The 18,132-nt window shown below is 50.8% G+C and carries 14 protein-coding genes and 4 tRNA genes; all 18 read right to left on the reverse strand.

The window, feature by feature from the left end; genetic code table 11:
* Positions 1–66: 66 nt before the first annotated feature.
* The 18 genes from DNHGIG_RS05150 to purQ all read right to left on the reverse strand — a co-directional run bounded on the left by DNHGIG_RS05150 (position 67) and on the right by purQ (position 18,132).
* The gene (locus DNHGIG_RS05150) at positions 67–1,359 is read right to left on the reverse strand and encodes a helix-turn-helix domain-containing protein (RefSeq protein WP_282198657.1); all 1,293 of its coding nucleotides are present in this window, start codon (positions 1,357–1,359) and stop codon (positions 67–69) included.
* A gap of 314 nt (positions 1,360–1,673) precedes the next feature.
* Positions 1,674–2,633 carry a peptidylprolyl isomerase gene (locus DNHGIG_RS05155; protein WP_282198658.1) on the reverse strand — a complete coding sequence of 320 codons (960 nt, stop codon included), beginning with the start codon at positions 2,631–2,633 and terminating at the stop codon, positions 1,674–1,676.
* Between the two features lie 102 nt (positions 2,634–2,735).
* Positions 2,736–3,893 carry an MFS transporter gene (locus tag DNHGIG_RS05160; RefSeq protein ID WP_282198659.1) on the reverse strand — a complete coding sequence of 386 codons (1,158 nt, stop codon included), beginning with the start codon at positions 3,891–3,893 and terminating at the stop codon, positions 2,736–2,738.
* Between the two features lie 129 nt (positions 3,894–4,022).
* Positions 4,023–4,096, reverse strand: a tRNA-Gly gene (locus DNHGIG_RS05165).
* A 10-nt stretch (positions 4,097–4,106) separates the two neighbouring features.
* A tRNA-Pro gene (locus tag DNHGIG_RS05170) sits at positions 4,107–4,183 on the reverse strand.
* Positions 4,184–4,192: 9 nt separating this feature from the next.
* Positions 4,193–4,269 (reverse strand) — tRNA-Arg (locus DNHGIG_RS05175).
* A 3-nt stretch (positions 4,270–4,272) separates the two neighbouring features.
* Positions 4,273–4,349, reverse strand: a tRNA-Ile gene (locus tag DNHGIG_RS05180).
* Positions 4,350–4,637: 288 nt separating this feature from the next.
* Positions 4,638–5,555: an EamA family transporter gene (locus DNHGIG_RS05185; protein ID WP_282198660.1), complete on the reverse strand. Its 918-nt coding sequence runs from the start codon at positions 5,553–5,555 to the stop codon at positions 4,638–4,640.
* Between the two features lies 1 nt (position 5,556).
* Positions 5,557–7,263, reverse strand: a complete 1,707-nt coding sequence (gene argS, locus DNHGIG_RS05190) for an arginine--tRNA ligase (RefSeq protein WP_282198661.1) — start codon at positions 7,261–7,263, stop codon at positions 5,557–5,559.
* A gap of 152 nt (positions 7,264–7,415) precedes the next feature.
* Positions 7,416–8,144, reverse strand: a complete 729-nt coding sequence (locus DNHGIG_RS05195) for a flagellar brake protein (protein ID WP_282198662.1) — start codon at positions 8,142–8,144, stop codon at positions 7,416–7,418.
* Between the two features lie 171 nt (positions 8,145–8,315).
* The gene (locus tag DNHGIG_RS05200; protein ID WP_282198663.1) at positions 8,316–8,675 is read right to left on the reverse strand and encodes a hypothetical protein; all 360 of its coding nucleotides are present in this window, start codon (positions 8,673–8,675) and stop codon (positions 8,316–8,318) included.
* A gap of 518 nt (positions 8,676–9,193) precedes the next feature.
* On the reverse strand, positions 9,194–10,459 hold the full coding sequence (gene purD / locus DNHGIG_RS05205) for a phosphoribosylamine--glycine ligase (RefSeq protein WP_282198664.1): 1,266 nt from the start codon (positions 10,457–10,459) through the stop codon (positions 9,194–9,196).
* Positions 10,460–10,476: 17 nt separating this feature from the next.
* The gene (purH, locus tag DNHGIG_RS05210) at positions 10,477–12,024 is read right to left on the reverse strand and encodes a bifunctional phosphoribosylaminoimidazolecarboxamide formyltransferase/IMP cyclohydrolase (protein ID WP_282198665.1); all 1,548 of its coding nucleotides are present in this window, start codon (positions 12,022–12,024) and stop codon (positions 10,477–10,479) included.
* Positions 12,025–12,117: 93 nt separating this feature from the next.
* Positions 12,118–12,756: a phosphoribosylglycinamide formyltransferase gene (gene purN / locus DNHGIG_RS05215; RefSeq protein WP_282198666.1), complete on the reverse strand. Its 639-nt coding sequence runs from the start codon at positions 12,754–12,756 to the stop codon at positions 12,118–12,120.
* The gene (gene purM, locus DNHGIG_RS05220) at positions 12,753–13,820 is read right to left on the reverse strand and encodes a phosphoribosylformylglycinamidine cyclo-ligase (RefSeq protein WP_282198667.1); all 1,068 of its coding nucleotides are present in this window, start codon (positions 13,818–13,820) and stop codon (positions 12,753–12,755) included. The genes purN and purM overlap by 4 nt, the downstream gene beginning before the upstream one ends.
* A gap of 13 nt (positions 13,821–13,833) precedes the next feature.
* Positions 13,834–15,249, reverse strand: a complete 1,416-nt coding sequence (gene purF, locus DNHGIG_RS05225; RefSeq protein ID WP_282198668.1) for an amidophosphoribosyltransferase — start codon at positions 15,247–15,249, stop codon at positions 13,834–13,836.
* Positions 15,234–17,513 carry a phosphoribosylformylglycinamidine synthase subunit PurL gene (gene purL, locus DNHGIG_RS05230; protein ID WP_282201359.1) on the reverse strand — a complete coding sequence of 760 codons (2,280 nt, stop codon included), beginning with the start codon at positions 17,511–17,513 and terminating at the stop codon, positions 15,234–15,236. The genes purF and purL overlap by 16 nt, the downstream gene beginning before the upstream one ends.
* A complete protein-coding gene (gene purQ / locus DNHGIG_RS05235; RefSeq protein ID WP_282198669.1) occupies positions 17,452–18,132 on the reverse strand; it encodes a phosphoribosylformylglycinamidine synthase subunit PurQ in 681 nt (226 codons plus the stop codon). The genes purL and purQ overlap by 62 nt, the downstream gene beginning before the upstream one ends.

Genomic DNA, 18,132 nt, shown 5'->3' on the forward strand with positions numbered 1-18,132 from the left:
TGGATGCACATGGGTGAGCGATCGCCTTTTTGAACACACGATGTAAGCCCGAGAGTTTTATATCTTTCAAATCAAAATTTTTCGTTCGCGCAAACTGCCTTCCATCAAATCTGTCATCTTTTCCAAACATTGTATCGCTTCTTTGTGTTTGTTTCTTTTCTTAAAGATTTCGCTTTGTAGCGCATACAATTTGACTCGTTCGCTAAGTGGAGCCGTATTTCCCAAAAGATGTTCCGCCTCGTTCAGCCAACGCTCCGCTTCGTCCAAGTCGTCCTGGGCGAGATATATAGATATCAGCAAGCGATAAACCTCAGCTTTGTTCTCGCCTGTTTCGGCATAAAATTGAAGCGCTTTTTTCGCTTGATCGACCGCTTCTTCATAACGACCGACTTGCAGCAAAACACGAGCCAGCTCTTCATACAACTGGCCGATGTTTTTCTCAAAACCATATTCCCGGTATCGTTGAATGCTGATATCCAAGAGTGCAGCCGCTTGTTCACCGTTCCCTTCTCTTCCCAACAGGATCCCAAAACAGGCGGATGTATCGATCGCCTGACGAATTCCTTGCAAACTCCGGTAAATGGAAGCTGCAATCTGGGCGTATTCCGCTGCGCGTTCAAAATACCCTTGCTCCCTGCATGTTGCGCTGAGTTCCAGATAGGTATCGCCCATTTTTCGCAGATCCCGAAAATGGATCATGGATTCATAAGATTCAGCAAAAAAATGTTTCGCTTTCTCTGTATTCCCCATTCTTGCATAGATCTCACCCAATGTCTGTACGACTTTCGCATACAGTAACGGATCCAGGGGGCCTGCTTTTTGCATGTATTCATGCGCCTGCTCAAGATAATGCGCAGCAATCGGAAACTCCTTGCGTTTGTATGCGATCCGTGCCAATTGATATTGTACATTCGCCGCCAGCATATGGTCTTTTTTGGTCATCGCCGTTTCATACACGTAGTCGAGTAACTCTTCCGCTCTGTCAAACGTCCCTGTCTCCAAATAACAAATCGCCAATTGGTAGGACACGTCAATGACGGAAACATGGGTGGCATGCGACTCTTTCAAGTGCATTAACAAAGGGATCGCTTGTTCGTACTGCTGGTTTCCTATATATGCACATGCCAATTGGTAGGCACTTACATTCTCCATTTGCGTCTGTACATCGGTCAAAAAGTACTCAATCGGCGTTTCTAATCGCTCGGCGATCGCACACAGCAATTGGTGAGAAGGATTGGCTTTATCCGACTCGATCTGGCTCACCATGCTCGGTGTGACCAGTCCTGCGCTCAAATCCCCCTGAGTGAGTCCTTTTCGTATGCGAAGTTCTCTGATCTTCTGGCCTAGAGAATAAGACATCGTCGATCCCCCCATTCCATACAAAATATTTATAAAAAATAAATAATTGTTCATCTATTTATGCGATTATTATCTATTATAGAGAGAATACAACAACTGTCAACAGAGGTAACCTGATGAATTAAGGGTTATTTACTTATACCAGTATTATTCATGAAAATATGTTAATGGTTTTAAGTATTGTTGTAGACCCGTGTACATTGGGAGAGGACAGTTAATGCTTCCTGCCCTCGCAGGACTCACCCGTACCTTTTCCCCATAGATGCAAAAAACCCGGTGCCCATGAGACACCAGGTTTCATTTCGAGCCTTCTCCTATTGCTTTTGCCCGGAATTCGATGCTTGTGCGCTATCAGCGCCCGTGGTTCCCTGCGCCGACGCATTCCCGGCATTAAAGAGATCTTTGTACTGGGCCCAAACGATATCGACATTCTCCTCTTTCCGCAGCTCATCCAGTACTTGTTGCGGCTGCTTCGCTTTCTGTTGCTTTAACGCATCCTCGATCTTTTTCCTTACATCCGGATCATCCAACTTCGCCTCTTTCGCAGGTTTATGATCCGTCACTTTGATAATATGGTAACCAAACTGCGTCTTCACAGGGTCGCTCACTTCACCGACTTTGAGAGAAAATGCCACTTTCTCAAATTCCGGAACCATCTTTCCTTTCGGGAAGTATCCTAAATCTCCGCCTTTACTTGCTGAACCTGGATCCTTGGAGACTTCTTTGGCGATTTTCGCAAAATCTTCCCCTTTTTTCAGCCTTTGTTCCACTTGATTCGCTTCGTCAAGCGTATCGACGAGAATATGGCTAGCCCTCACTTGCTCGGGTTCATTCAATTGATCCTTATTCTGCTCGAAGTATTTCTTGATTTCATCATCGCTGATCTTGACGTCTTTCACTTCCAGCTTGTTCAAGAGCAGATTGATGCGCGCGCGATCTTTCAGTTCATCCATCGTCACATGGTTCTCGGCGAGAGACTGTTCAAACTGTGCATCCGATGGAAACTGACTTTTCAGCTTCGCGATTTCATCATCGACTTCCTTATCACTGACCGTTATGTTGTATTTCTGGGCCCCATCTTTGATCAGTTGGTCATTGATCATCTGTCTGAGAACATCTTGACCGCTTGCCCGCTCCATTTCGTTGAGAAACGCTTCTTTTGTGATCTTTGTGCCGCCGACCTTCGCAACCGTATTGGTTGTTGCGTTCGTAAAAAACCAGATTCCTCCGACCACAAGCGCGCCGGCTGCGGCACCTATGACTGCCTGTTTCATGTTTTTAAAATGCCCCTCTCTATCTAGCAAACATTTCGTCACGCATTGAGTATATCAGATTGATGAACGACAAGCACTCCCATACGAAATGACACATTTTGTTCATCCGGTGATCGGATCGTCATGCTTCCCGAAAGATGGATACACGCGGGTGATCACACCGAAAATCACATATATTCCAAGTAAACCGGCCAGCAACCAGGGAAAAGCATCGGGTCCCCATACTTGAATCATGAGCGCTCCCACAGAAGGCCCTAAAATGCTTCCTACCCCGTAATTAGCCGTGTATAACACGTTAGCGGTAGGCAGATGTTCACTTGTAATCGAGTCCCCCACATACGCGAGTCCCAGTGAATACAGAGAGCCGATGACCCCGCCGGTATAACCGAGGATCCATAGGAACAGCATGCCTGAACTTTCTATAAAAGAAAGCAGTGCAAATCCGAGCGCCCCAAACACGCACGTGACCATGAGCGTCTTGCCACGGCTATAACGATCACTGAGAAAACCGAGCGGAATCTGCAGAACCGTGCTCCCGAGTGTGAAAAAAGTGAGCGCCAACGATAACTCCTCCGCAGACGCCCCTTTGCGTAACGCATAGATCGGGAAATCGCCTGCCAATCCTCCTTCTATAAATCCGTAAACGAATGACGTGGAAAGGGCAAAAGGAGCCATCAGGATAATCGCGCGCCAGGAATATCTCTTGTTCCCCTCTACGATCTCAAACGGTTCTTCCGGAACAAACTGAAGCAATATGACGGGAATGGCAAACAGGATGGCAGACAGGATAAACGGTACCCAGACACCATAAGATAACAAATTGATTCCCTGTGGACCGATCGCCATGCCGATTCCAATCGACAGTCCGTACATGGCAAAGATTCTCCCGCGTCTTGACGCCTCCACGATCCGATTGATCCATACTTCCGTGGCAACGTAAAGGGCAGACAAGCCAATCCCCATGAGAAAGCGGAAGAATATCCATGCATACAGATGATCAAACAGCGGAAATGCAAGCACTGAAAGAATGGATAAAACGGCTCCCCCTTGAATCACCCGCTTGGCGCCATACTTGCGAATGGCCGGCTCGATAAAAGGGGAAGCCGCAAGGACTGCCAAAAACAAGGAAGTTGTCGACAATCCGTTGATCAATTCGTTCACGCCACGCCGCTCAAGTAGGAAGGCAAGCAGTGGAATGACCAATCCTTGGCTTAATCCGGCGATCCCGATGCTCAAGATGATCGCGATCAGTCTTTTCATAACCGCCCTCCTATGTACTTGGAACATCTGTCGTATTTGCAAGCATAAAAAATGTATCCCGTTCTCACGAGATGGATGAGCGATCCAACAATAAAAGACCACCTAGCTGAACTAGATGGTCTTTTCCTTTGGAGCGGGTGATGGGAATCGAACCCACGCTACCAGCTTGGAAGGCTGGAGTTCTACCATTGAACTACACCCGCAAGGAAAATATGGTCGGAGTGCAGAGATTTGAACTCTGGACCTCCTGCTCCCAAGGCAGGCGCGCTACCAAGCTGCGCTACACTCCGAAACTATTATGGCGTGCCCGGAGAGATTCGAACTCCCGACCTTTTGATTCGTAGTCAAACGCTCTATCCAGCTGAGCTACGGGCACATCTGGTGGGCCCACCAGGACTCGAACCTGGGACCAACCGGTTATGAGCCGGCCGCTCTAACCAACTGAGCTATAGGCCCGAACGAGAAGACAAGATATATAATAAACGGTTGCAACTTTAATGTCAATGGTGTTTTTTTCAATGTGCGCGAGAATCCGTGCGAACGATTCATACTATAACACGCTTCTCGCTTATGATCAAGGGAAACAGCGATCGATTTATATACAAAAAACAGGAACATGGCAATTATGTACTGCGGTTCTTTCTTTTTGCTCGTAGATGCTCTCGCTTTATACAATCAACTGTAAGGGAAGCCTTGTTACAAGGAAAAATTTTTGGGGCGGTGATCCGCCCCCGTCCCTTACGCTTAAGGTTTCGCCGCGCTCAGCTTCCGTTTTCCGGGTTGCCATTGGGCGACGATCATTCCGCCAAGGATCAGCAAGACTCCCATCCATTGAATCAACAAGATCGGTTCGCGCAAGATCAAAAAAGAGGCAACGACACCTACCGGAAGTTCGATCGCACCCAGCACAGCTGCCAGCGATCCGCCGATTTTTGGAATGCCGATGGTAAAAAGAACGGGAGGGATCACTTGCCCCAAACACCCGATCAGAAACGCCCACACCCAGAGTCCCTGGGGAAGCGTTCCGTTCCACAAGAAAGCCGGAGGAAAGACGAAATAGATGGTCACGGCAGAAGTAGTGACCAACACGGCAGAATTGACGATCGCCGGTGCCTTGCTTCGGATGCGGCCATTGACATAAAGAAATAGCGAATAACTCACCGCTGAAAGAATGCCGAGGATCAGCCCCAAGAGGGATACGTTCCCCCATTCCTCATGCCACAAATTCACCGCCATGACCGTTCCCGCAAGGATCAACGCAAGCGCGATCCAACGGTGGATCGTCGGTTTCTTTCGTGTAACCAGAAAATCGATCAGCATCGTCACCCACGTGAACTGGAATAAAAGCACGATCGCTAATGATGCCGGTAGCCACACCAGAGACGTGTAATAAAAGAGCGTCGTACCCGTCGACAAGACACCGATGATCGCCAAAATCCCCAAATCGCGGCGTGTCAACAGGCGAAACTGCTTGATGCGAAAAAACGCTCCGATCCAGATCACCAACATCGCCGCGGTGAATTGGCTGCTTGTCACATCTTCTGCAGAAAACCCTGCGTGGTAGGCGCTTTTGACGAGAGGCGAGAGCAACCCGTAGCTTGCCCCGCCCAAAAGCACGAGGAAAATCGCCAAAAGGCGGCTGGATGAACTTGATTTTTCCAAATCAAATCATCTCCAACGATTTAAGTCCGAGAAGATGGAGACACTTGCCGATCACCGTACGGGTGCATGCCACGAGCGTCAATTTCTGTGCAATCTCTTCCGCTTCCCCCTCGAGAATGCGGGTCGTATTGTAATACCGGTTGAATAACTGGCAAATGTCGATCACATATTTAGCGACAAGAGACGGATCATACTGCTCGGACGCGCGATCCAGAACATTTTCAAAGCGGCCTAACCATTTGACGAGGGACCATTCGGTATCTCCCGTGACGGCGCTCAGATCTTCCGGCATCCGCGCATGGGACGGATCATAATTCCCCTTCCGCAACAGGGAGGAAAGACGCGCATACGTGTACTGTACATAAGGACCTGTCTCACCGTCAAAATTGAGCGCTTCTTCCCAGTGAAAATCGATATCGTGCAGACGGTTATTTTTCAAGTCGTTGAAAATGATCGCACCTACACCGACCGCTTCGGCGACTTGTTCTTTGTCGGGCAAGTTCGGGTTTTTCTCCTCGATGATCTGCCGCGCCAGGTCAACCGCTTTCGTCAACACTTCTTCAAGCAAAACAACCTGCCCTTTGCGCGTAGACATCTTTTTCCCCTCGAAACGCATCATGCCGAAAGCGATGTGTGTACATTCTTTCGCCCATTCATAGCCCATCAGTTCGAGGACTTTAAACACTTGTTGGAAATGCAATTTTTGCTCTCCGCCGACGACGTAGAGAAGCTTGTCGGCATGGTATTCCCGATGGCGGTAAAGTGCCGCCGCCAGATCGCGCGTCGCATACAATGTCGCTCCGTCCGATTTGCGGATCAGGCAAGGAGGCATATTGTACGCCGAGAGATCGACAACATCCGCGCCTTGGCTTTTTTCAAGCAGGTGTTTCCGCTCGAGTTCTTCAACGACAGCGTCCATTTTATCATTGTAGAAGCTCTCGCCGCTGTAAGCGTCAAATTCGACGCCGAGCTTCTTGTAAATCGCTTTGAACTCCGCCAATGAAATCTCAATGAACCGTTTCCAAAGGGCGACTTCTTCCTCTCGTCCGTCTTCCAACGCTTTAAAGGCGGCACGAGCTTGCTCGTCCAATTCCGGATGTTTCTCCGCTTCTTCATGGAAACGCACGTACAGATCCAGCAGCTTTTTGATCGGCTCATCCTCCAGATCGAGCTGTTGTCCCCACATCCGGTAAGCGACGATCAACTTGCCGAACTGAGTGCCCCAGTCGCCAAGATGATTGATACGCACGACCTTATACCCTTGGCTTTCCAAGATATTGGAAATCGCGTTTCCGATCACTGTCGAACGCAAATGTCCCATGGAAAAAGGTTTCGCGATGTTCGGAGACGAAAGGTCGATCGCAACCGTCTTTCCTTTGCCCGCTTCCGTATTTCCGTAAGAATCACCTTGTTTCTGAATGGCGGACAAGATATCACGCACGCCTTCCGACCTTTTTATAAAAAAGTTCAGATAACCGCCAACCGGCACCGCTTTCTCAAAGAGGGGCAACAATTGGCCATTCACTTTTTCCGCTAATTCTTGCGCGATGACCTGCGGTGCTTTGCGTAACGTTTTTGCTAAGGTAAAACAAGGGAATGCCAGATCTCCGTGTGATTCGTCCTTAGGTACCTCGATCAAACCGTATAACTGTTCCGTGTCAAGAGATACCCACGGTTGAAGCTGTTGCACAACTTCCTTTCTATACATTCAACATTCGCCTCCTCACGAAAAAGAAACAAAAAGTACCCTCATCTCCATGAGGGTAGATCTCATCCAAATTTACTCATAATTTTGATCGTATAATTTCAAGTATGACTTGTCAAGGTTTGAACTACTCATAGAACTTCCGAAAATCAGTTTTAGGTGGATTCCCGCAAACGCTTCCGGATTTCTAGTTGACGCTGCATACAGTAGCGCAGAACCTGATCGCGTTGTCTTTCTATTATATTCGTGAATTCCAAAGAGGTCAGGTAAAAATCCGACTCCGCTTCACGGACGGCTCTGCGTACCTCGGCGCAATAAACGATGCGGGTGGGTTTGTTTAATGGTAAATCCAGTGTACCGACAACCGTTTGCCCCAATGACAAGACCTTTTTCGGAGATCGGAAAGCAAAGCCCCCTCCACTGAGATCCACCACCACAACCTCAACTCCTGTGTCGGCATCACAAGCAGCGAGAATCTCTTCCGGTGTGAAACGTTTGCCATTCCGTTCGAAAGCAGTCGGCTCTATCGGATGTAAAACAGATCGCAACATCACGGGAACTCGGAAATATTTCCTGCGTTGAACCTTGCTGATCGCATCTTTTTCCGGTTTCTGCAGTTCAAGCAATGGCACTTGGTCGGATACGATTTGTGTGACAGTCGTGTCAAACGTATAGAAAGTACCGGAAACCACATAACCGACACGCACTTGATCACCGGGAAGCAAGGATCTGGGAAACCCTTTTTCATCAAGAGGGATGTCCGTTAGCAATCGATCCTCTTTGATGTCTATCAACCGCACAGAATACCCTTTTTCCAGGTCAAATGGTTCATCTTTTTGATCTTGAACATAAAGGGATAGCAATTGAAATTTCTCAGGATACACACCCAACTTTCCTCTCCTTATAATCTTTCTTTCACGATCTATATGTCGTCGTCGCTCAAAGGCAGAACTTTTCTTCTATTATGCCATAAAAGATGGTATGAACCTATATATTTTTCCAAACGTAAGGCCACCTATGGGTTGGGGATCCATCAGGTGGCCGTTTCCTTTTGTTCACTGTCTGCCTGCTTGTCTCATAGCCAACAGATATTCAATGGCGCCTTTTAATTGCTTCTTGGAAAGCACGATGCGGGAACCTTCTGTTGCTTCAATGGAAACATCGGGGATCACATGATCCGACAAACGAAGCGATACGTTTGAAAACATGATCGTATGCGGAACATAACGATCTCCCCGTTCGCCGACGATCACTTTCGCGCCGAGCGAAGGCCTTTCCGCTTCCACTCCTTCAAGCATTTGCAAGACCTGATCCACACTTCCTTGCCAAATTTGCGGAGACTCCGGAATGAAATATTCATTCTGAAGGGACGAAGGTCCCGTGATCATTTGATCGGAAGGTTCTGTATGTAACATGAAAATCTCTCCTTTTCATTGATTTGCTTACTTTTTACTATTTCCACAATTCTCTTTTTTAAACATTTCATCAGATTTTATACTTTGAGAATTAGTGCTTGGGTTCGGTGAGATGCAGTAACTAGTGCTTGGGTGGGTGTATCGCTTTGCGCTTGGGTTCGATGAAGGTCGTCCCGCTCGGATTCTCAATAGAAGTTGCGGAACGACCTTCAACTCACCTCTGCGCCGCAAAGCGATAACACCCACCCAAAAGATACTCTGTTGCTTGTGGTAACCTTAAAGTACTTTTTTCGTATAAGAAACTGTTCATCCTCTGATGGTGCCGTTTGCAGGTTGGTGGATCTTGAAAATGTGTAGTTTGGAGGGCATATGCTTTGCGCTCATGTTTACGTAAAGGTCGTTTCACACGGAATATGATCAATGTTGCGAGACGACCTTCAAAGTCTCTATGACGCGCAAAGCATTACGCCCACCCCAAGACACTCCTTAAATGAAAAAAGCCGGCCAGTTACAACTGGTCAGCTTTTGAATGCTTTATCAGCGATGTCGCGGCGATAATGTGCGCCTTGAAAATGGATTTGTTCCACACCGCTGTATGCGGATGCTTTCGCGGAAGCCAGATCTTTGCCGAAACCGGTCACGCCCAAGACGCGTCCTCCGGAGGTGACGATCTGTCCGTCTTTTTCTGCCGTTCCCGCATGATAGACGAACACATTTTCGTTCACTTGGGCAAGTCCATGGATGAGTTCCCCTTTGCGATAAGACCCTGGGTATCCTTCGGCAGCCATGATCACGCAGACGGCCGCATCGCTTTTCCACGATAAATCGATCTCATGAAGCCGCCCTTCAACGACGGCGAGCATGACATCCACAAGGTCGGACTGAAGGCGAGGGAGAATCACCTGCGTTTCAGGATCGCCGAAGCGCGCGTTAAATTCGATGACTTTCGGGCCATCTTTCGTCAGCATCAGCCCGGCGTAGAGGGTGCCTTTGAACGGCGTTCCTTGCTCCCTGAGCGCATCCACTACGGGACGGATGATCGACTCCTCTACCTGTTGATACAATTCGGGAGTGGCCAGCGGAACAGGAGAATAGGTCCCCATTCCTCCGGTATTGGGACCTTTGTCGCCATCGAATACAGGCTTATGATCCTGCGAAGCCTCCATGACGCGAATGGTTTTCCCATCGACAAAAGCCATGACGGTGGCTTCCTGCCCTTCAAGGTACTCTTCGATCACGACACGCGTTCCCGCTTCCCCAAAAACTTTCTCGCCCATCATGGCTTCAAGCGCATCTTCCGCCTCGGCGAGCGTCATGGCGACGACAACCCCTTTCCCGGCCGCCAAGCCGTCCGCTTTGATGACGATCGGTGCCCCTTTCTCGCGTACAAACGATTTCGCTTCCTGCAAATCGGTAAATGTGCGGTACCATGCGGTAGGCACCCCGTTTGCAAGCATCAGATCTTTGGCGAACGATTTGGAGCCTTCAATCAATGCCGCCGCTTTGCGAGGACCGTAAATTCGTAACCCCCGCTCCTCAAAGATATCGACGATTCCGGCAAGAAGCGGCGCTTCCGGTCCGACGACAGTAAGATCGATATTTTCTTTTTCCGCAAAATCAGCCAGTTCCCGGACGGCATCCGCAGGTATATTCACAAGTGCCGCTTCTTGCGCAATGCCCGGATTGCCCGGCGCGCAATAGAGCTTTGGACGATGATGACTTTGCGCGAGGGCATGAACGATCGCATGTTCACGCCCCCCGCCGCCTACCACAAGGATTTTCATCTTTCGTTTCCCCCAACTTAATGTTTGAAGTGGCGTATACCCGTAAACACCATGGCGATACCCGCCTCATCGGCCGCTGCGATGGAATCCGCGTCTTTGATCGATCCTCCGGGCTGAATAATCGCCGTGATCCCGGCAGATGCTGCCGCCTCCACCGTATCGGACATCGGAAAGAACGCATCGGACGCGAGAACAGCGCCTTTCGCCCGTTCACCCGCTTGCTCGATGGCGATTTTCGCAGCACCGACGCGATTCATCTGTCCCGCGCCAACACCCACTGTGCAGTTGTCTTTCGCGAGGACAATCGCATTGGATTTCACGTGTTTGACCACCGTCCAAGCGAACAACAGTTGTTTCATTTCCTCATCGGTCGGTTGGCGTTTGGTTACGACTTTCAGATCGGCTGGCTGTAATGTTTGGGTATCGACATCTTGGATCAACAGACCGCCGTTCACTTTTAACAGAGTCTTCGGTTCGCCGAGCGCTGGAATGCCGCCCGAGGGCTCTTGACTCACTTCAAGCAAGCGCAGATTTTTCTTTTGTGTCAAAATGTCCAACGCATCCGCGTCGAATGACGGGGCGATGATGATTTCGAGGAAGATTTCCGCCATTTTTTGTGCAGTCGCTTTGTCGACCGGGCGATTGAGTGCGACAATGCCGCCGAAGATGGAAACCGGATCGGCCTCGTACGCTTTCATGTAAGCGTCGAAAATCGTCCCGGCGATCCCCACTCCGCAAGGATTGGTGTGTTTGACGGCAACGACAGCCGGTTCCGCAAACTCTTGCACGATCGCAAGGGCCGCATTGGCGTCATTGATGTTATTGTAGGACAGTTCTTTTCCGTGCAATTGTCTCGCGCCGGCGATCGTGTGTTTGCCTGCAGATGGTTCGCGGTAGAAAGCGGCCGACTGATGCGGATTCTCGCCATAGCGCAAATCTTGGGCTTTCTCGTATGTCAACGTGATCCGTTCCGGGTATTCCACACCGGTTTGCTTGGTCAAGTATTGGGAAACGAGGGCGTCATATGCGGCCGTATGACGGAAGACTTTGGCCGCGAATGCCAGACGCTCTTCACGCGTAAATGGTTTTCCCTGCTCCAGGTGCTCGATCACGGCGGGATAATCGGCTGCGTCCACGACGACCAGGACGTCCTGATAATTCTTGGCTGCCGCACGGAGCATCGAAGGTCCGCCGATGTCGATGTTTTCGATCGCATCTTCCAAAGTGACGTCTGGTTTCTCGATCGTCGCTTGGAACGGATAGAGGTTGACGATTACATAGTCGATCGGTTGGATCCCGAGTTCTTGGATCGCCCGCATATGCGATTCGTTGGAACGGATCGCCAACAGTCCGCCATGAATGTTGGGGTGAAGGGTTTTGACACGTCCGTCCATGATCTCCGGAAATCCGGTGATATCGGAGATTCCCGTTACAGGTATTCCATTTTCTTTCAGGAGCTTGGCGGTTCCGCCAGTGGAGACGATTTCGATCTCGTGGCGGACAAGTGCCTGAGCGAGTTCAAGAATACCTGTTTTATCGGATACACTGATGAGTGCCCGTTTCATGATGTTTTAGAGCTCCTTTCGTGTCTGCTTTTCTATTTTGAAACGATTGGGTTTGGCGGGTGTACCTTTTTGCGCGCTGTTCGGTAGCGCTGCCTACTGTAAAGTGGGCTCTTTTGAACCCCTTCGGTTCTCATAAATCACTACCCGCCCATCGACATGGATGCGGCCCTCGACCCAATCGATGAGAACCTGGGGAAGGAGGCGGTGTTCCACCTCTTGCACGCGTCGGGTCAGTTCTTCCTTCGTTTCATGGTCATGAATCTTCACAGGCTCCTGAGCGATGATGGGACCTGTATCCATGCCTTCATCGACAAAGTGCACGGTCACTCCGGTGTATTTGACTCCGTACGCGAGCGCTTGTCCGATCGCGTCTTTACCTGGAAAAGCGGGGAGCAAGGAAGGATGCAAATTGATGATGCGTCCACCATATGCCTCAAGCAATATTGGTCCACACAAGCGCATATAGCCAGCGAGTACGATGAAATCAATTTCCCGCTGCTTCAGTTCCCGCACGATCCGTTCTTCATAAGCCGCTTTATCGGCAAACTCCTTGGGAACAAGAGCAAGGCAGGGAACCCCTGCCTGTTTCGCTCTCTCCACCGCTTTTGCCTCCGGTTTGTCAGAAACGACAAGTTCGATCACAGCGCCTCCGAGTTCGTCGTTCTTCGCTTTGTCCAATAACACTTGCAGATTGGAGCCGCTACCTGACGCAAATACCGCTACACGCTTCATGCGATTCCCTCAATTCCTGAAATCTTCACCTGGCGTGCCCCTTCGACGACCGTACCGATCCGGTACGCTTTTTCACCGCGCGCAGTCACTTCCGCCAAGACCTCGTCGGCTTGTTCTTCCGGCACGATCAGAATCATACCGATCCCCATATTAAATGTACGGAACATATCACGTGCGGGGATTCCCCCTTCCCTCTGCAATAGTTGGAAGATCGGGAGAATCGGCCAAGAGCCTCCTTCAATCTGCACATCCACACCCCCGGGCAGTACGCGCGGAATGTTCTCAAGGAAACCGCCGCCCGTGATATGTGCCATCGCCCGAATGTCGACGCGGCCGAGGAGAGGCAAGACACTTTTGACGTAAATGCGCGTGGGGGTCAAAAGCTCTTCTCCCAGTGTTCGCTCCAATTCGGGGAAACGGTGATCCAAGGAGTAGCCTTTATCCGTCAAGAAAACTTTGCGCACCAGAGAATACCCGTTGGAATGAACGCCACTGGAAGCGAGCCCGATCAACACATCCCCAGGTTTCACGCGAGTACCGTCGATCACTCGGCTCTTTTCGACGACACCGACCGCAAAGCCGGCGATATCATATTCTCCATCCGCATACATGCCTGGCATCTCCGCTGTTTCACCGCCTACGAGCGCACAGCCCGCTTGTTCGCATCCGTCGGCGATTCCTTTTACGATCTGCTCCGCCACGCGGGGCACAAGTTTTCCTGTCGCCAGATAATCGAGGAAAAAAAGCGGCTCCGCTCCCATGACCAGAATATCGTTCACACACATGGCCACCGCATCGATCCCGATCGTGTCGTGCTTATCGAGAGCGAATGCGAGTTTCAGCTTCGTACCTACACCGTCCGTACCCGAAACGAGAAGAGGCTCTTTGTATTTGGCGACATCAAGAAGAAAGCCTCCGCCAAAACCTCCAAGTGATGTCAACACTTCTTTGCGCATGGTGCGGGCCACGTGCGGTTTGATGCGCTCGACCGTTTCATTGCCGGCATCGATATCCACGCCCGCTTCTCTGTAAAAATCTTGTGGCTTCTTTTCGTTGTTCTGCACGCTCATTTCTACCTTACCTTTCCAGCGCGAACTTATTCAGGTCTTCATAAATCTCCGTGGGGTATCGACCGGTAAAACATGCGTTACAGTAACTATGCGCCTGCAAAGACTCGACGCCGAACGCTTTCATCATGTTTGCTTCCGAGAGATAGGCGAGACTGTCCGCACCGATAAACTCGCGGATCTCTTCCACCGATTTTTTCGAGGCGATCAATTCTTCTCTCGCTGATGTATCGATCCCGTAAAAACACGGATGGGTCACGGGAGGGGAGGAAATGCGCACATGCACTTCGATAGCGCCCGCTTCCCGTAACATGCTCACGATCCGTCCGGATGTCGTGCCGCGGACGATTGAATCGTCGATCATCACGACCCTTTTCCCTTCCACGACACCTCTGACCGCCGAGAGCTTCAATTTGACGCCGAGCGCTCGCAATTCCTGGCTCGGTTGAATGAACGTCCGTCCCACATAGCGGTTCTTGATCAAGCCGATTTCATAAGGAATGCCCGCTTCTTCCGCATAACCGATGGCCGCTGAAATCGAGGAATCAGGTACACCGATCACCACGTCCGCATCGACCGGATGTTCCCTTGCCAACAGACGACCGAATTGTTTTCTCACCGTATGCACGTTGAAACCATCGATATTGGAGTCAGGGCGCGCGAAGTAAATGTATTCAAATGTACAAAGCGCTTTGCGATTCTGTGCAGCAAACCTTTCCGAACGCAACCCTTCCCTGTCGATGACGATCATTTCACCCGGTTCGATATCGCGAACAAACTCCGCCCCGATCGCATCAAACGCACAGGTTTCCGAAGCGACTACATACGCATCTCCAAAACGCCCGAGAGCCATCGGCCGCAACCCCATGGGATCGCGTAACGCCACCAGTTTCTCATCGGTCAAGACGACGAATGCATAAGCACCTTTGACCATCGAAATCGAAGCTCGAATGTTCTCTTCCAATGTCGGATAGCCGGAACGGGCGATCAGATGCGCGACCACTTCCGTATCGGACGTCGATTGGAAAATCGAGCCGTGCTCTTCCAAAAACGCATGCAGTTGATGCGCATTGATCAGATTGCCGTTATGGGCCAGCGCCATACTTCCCCGCAAGAATCCGAACGTCAACGGCTGCGCGTTCTGAACCGTGGAAAGGCCCGTGGTGGAATAACGCACATGACCGATGGCCGCATGCCCTTTCAAAGTTTTCAAGATATCGTTGGAAAACACTTCCGCCACAAGTCCCATATTTTTGTGATGGTACATCTTCTCCCCATCGATCGTGGCGATTCCCGCCGATTCCTGTCCGCGATGCTGCAAAGCATACAGCGCGTAATAGGTCAACTCGGCGGCGTTCTCATGACCGTAGATCCCAAAGACTCCACATTCTTCATGCCATTTGTCAAAGATCAGGTCATCAAGCATGGAATGGCTCCTTTCCATGTGGAAGCAAGGTTCTTCACCTGATCGGAAATCTTCACGTCTCCATTGACGGAAATGATCAATTGATCCCCGCGTACTTGCCCCAGCTTCTCCACAGGTACATCATGTTCTTTTGCCAACGCGAGAAAATCGTCCACATGCTCAGGCGCAATCTCCACAAGGATGCGAGACGGGCTTTCCGCAAACAATGCCGCATCGCTGCGCAACTCTGTCTGAATCTCGATGACCGCGCCTTTTTGTCCTGTGATACAACTTTCCGCCAGTGCGACCGCCAGTCCTCCTTCCGCGCAGTCATGTGCCGCACGCACAAGTCCTCTCTGGATAGCGGTGAGCGTCAAACGTTGCACTTTCTTCTCAAAATCCAGATCGATCACGGGCGCTGTGCCTGCCACCTTGCCGTGAATCGCGTGCAGGTATTCGGAACCGCCCAGATCCTTGTTCGTCCTTCCGATCAAATAGATGAAGTCGCCGTCCTGTTTGAATTCCTGCGTGGTGATATGGGCGACATCATGCACGAGGCCGACCATGCCCACGACCGGTGTCGGATAGATATCGATTCCGTTCGTTTCGTTGTAAAGCGAGACGTTCCCCGAGATGACGGGAGTTTCCAGCACGCGGCAAGCTTCTGCCATCCCGTCAATCGACTTTTCAAATTGATAGAAGATCTCCGGCTTTTCCGGATTCGAATAGTTCAAACAGTCGGTCACCGCAAGCGGTTCCGCCCCGGAACATACGACGTTTCTCGCCGCCTCGGCAACTGCAAGCTTGCCTCCCATCTCCGGATCGAGGTAGACATACTTGCCATTTCCGTCTGTGGACATCGCCAGCGCTTTTTGCGTACCGCGGATCACGACAACGGCCGCATCCGATCCCGGACGAACGGCTGTCGATGTACGCACCATGTAATCATATTGGTGATACACCCATTCTTTTGAAGCGATCGTCGGTTGACGAAGGAGAATATGCAGCACGTCTTGCAAATCGGCAGGTTCAGCCACCGATTCGACGTCGAACGTTTCCGTTTCGTCGAGATATTGGGGACGGGCAGACGGACGATGATAGACAGGGGCATCATCCACAAGAGTCTTCACCGGAATTTCAGCCGCCACTTGATCGCCTTCGAGAATGCGCAGCATGCCATCATCGGTCACACGGCCGATGACGGTCGCTTCCAGGCCCCATTTTGCAAAAATCTCTTCCGCGATATGCTCTTTTCCTTTTTTCATGACGACCAGCATGCGCTCTTGGGATTCGGAGAGCATGATTTCATAAGGGGTCATGCCTTCTTCGCGACGCGGCACTTTCAACATATCCAGTTCGATTCCGGAACCGGCGCGTGCAGCCATTTCGGAAGACGAAGAGGTCATCCCTGCGGCACCCATGTCCTGTATCCCGACGACTTCTCCCGTCTCGATCAATTCCAAGCAAGCCTCAAGAAGCAACTTCTCCATGAACGGATCGCCCACTTGCACCGCGGAGCGTTCCTTTGCATGCGGGTCTTCCGCCGACGCGAACGTTGCACCGTGGATTCCGTCGCGCCCCGTGCGCGCACCCACGACCATCACCGGGTTGCCGACGCCTTTAGCAGCGCCTTTCGCGATCTTGTCTTGATCGATGATCCCGACACACATGGCATTGACCAGGGGGTTATGGGTGTATTTTTCATCAAAAACGACTTCTCCACCCACGGTCGGAATACCGATACAGTTCCCGTAACCGGCGATCCCTTCGACGACGTGCGCGAACAGATATTTGTTGCGCTCGTTGTTTTCAATCGGTCCGAAACGCAAGGAGTTCAGCAGAGCGACCGGTCGCGCGCCCATCGTAAAGATGTCGCGGATGATTCCGCCGACTCCTGTCGCCGCTCCCTGATAGGGCTCGATAGCAGACGGGTGGTTATGCGATTCGATTTTGAACACGACGGCAAGGTTATCGCCGATATCGACGATCCCCGCATTTTCCCCAGGACCCTGTAGGACGCGCGGACCTGAAGTGGGGAAGCGTTTCAACACCGGTTTGGAGCTCTTGTACGAGCAATGTTCGGACCACATCACCGAGTAGATACCTGTTTCCACGTAATTCGGCTGTCGGCCAAGCAGGGTGACGATCCGTTCATACTCCGCATCCGTCAATCCCATGGTGCGGTAGATTTTCTCATCGGCAATTTGTTGTGGGGTGGGTTCGTTACGCACCGTGCTTCTCCCTCCATGTCCGTAAAATCGATGTAAACAGGCGTCTACCGTCATTCGAGCCAAGCCAATCATGTACCGCACGTTCAGGGTGCGGCATCATGCCGAGAACGTTGCCCGCCTCGTTAACAATCCCCGCGATATTTTCGACAGAACCGTTCGGGTTGACTCCCGCATAGCGGAAGACGATTTGATTGTTCTCTTTCATCTTCGCTAGCGTTTCTTCATCCACGTAATAGTTGCCCTCACCGTGTGCGATCGGGATATGAATGATTTCATCCTGTTCGTAGTCGCACGTAAACGGTGTATTCTTGTTCATAACGGTGAGCGGAACGATCTCACAGCGGAATTTCAATTGTTGGTTGTGGCGAAGGGCCCCCGGCAGAAGACCCGCTTCTGTCAAGACCTGAAACCCGTTGCAGACTCCGATCACCAATTTGCCTGCTTTCGCTTCTTTTTTCACGGCTTCCATGACCGGAGAGCGTGCCGCCATGGCGCCGCAACGCAAATAGTCGCCATAGGAAAAACCGCCGGGCAAAAAGATGCAGTCATACTGAGAGAGATCCGTTTCCTTATGCCATACGTAGTCGACATCTTGGGCAAGCACATCCTCGACCGCTTTGTATGCGTCGATGTCGCAGTTCGAACCCGGGAAAACGATCACCGCAAATCGCAT

The sequence above is a fragment of the Collibacillus ludicampi genome (genome assembly GCF_023705585.1).
Lineage (GTDB): Bacteria > Bacillota > Bacilli > Tumebacillales > BOQE01 > Collibacillus > Collibacillus ludicampi.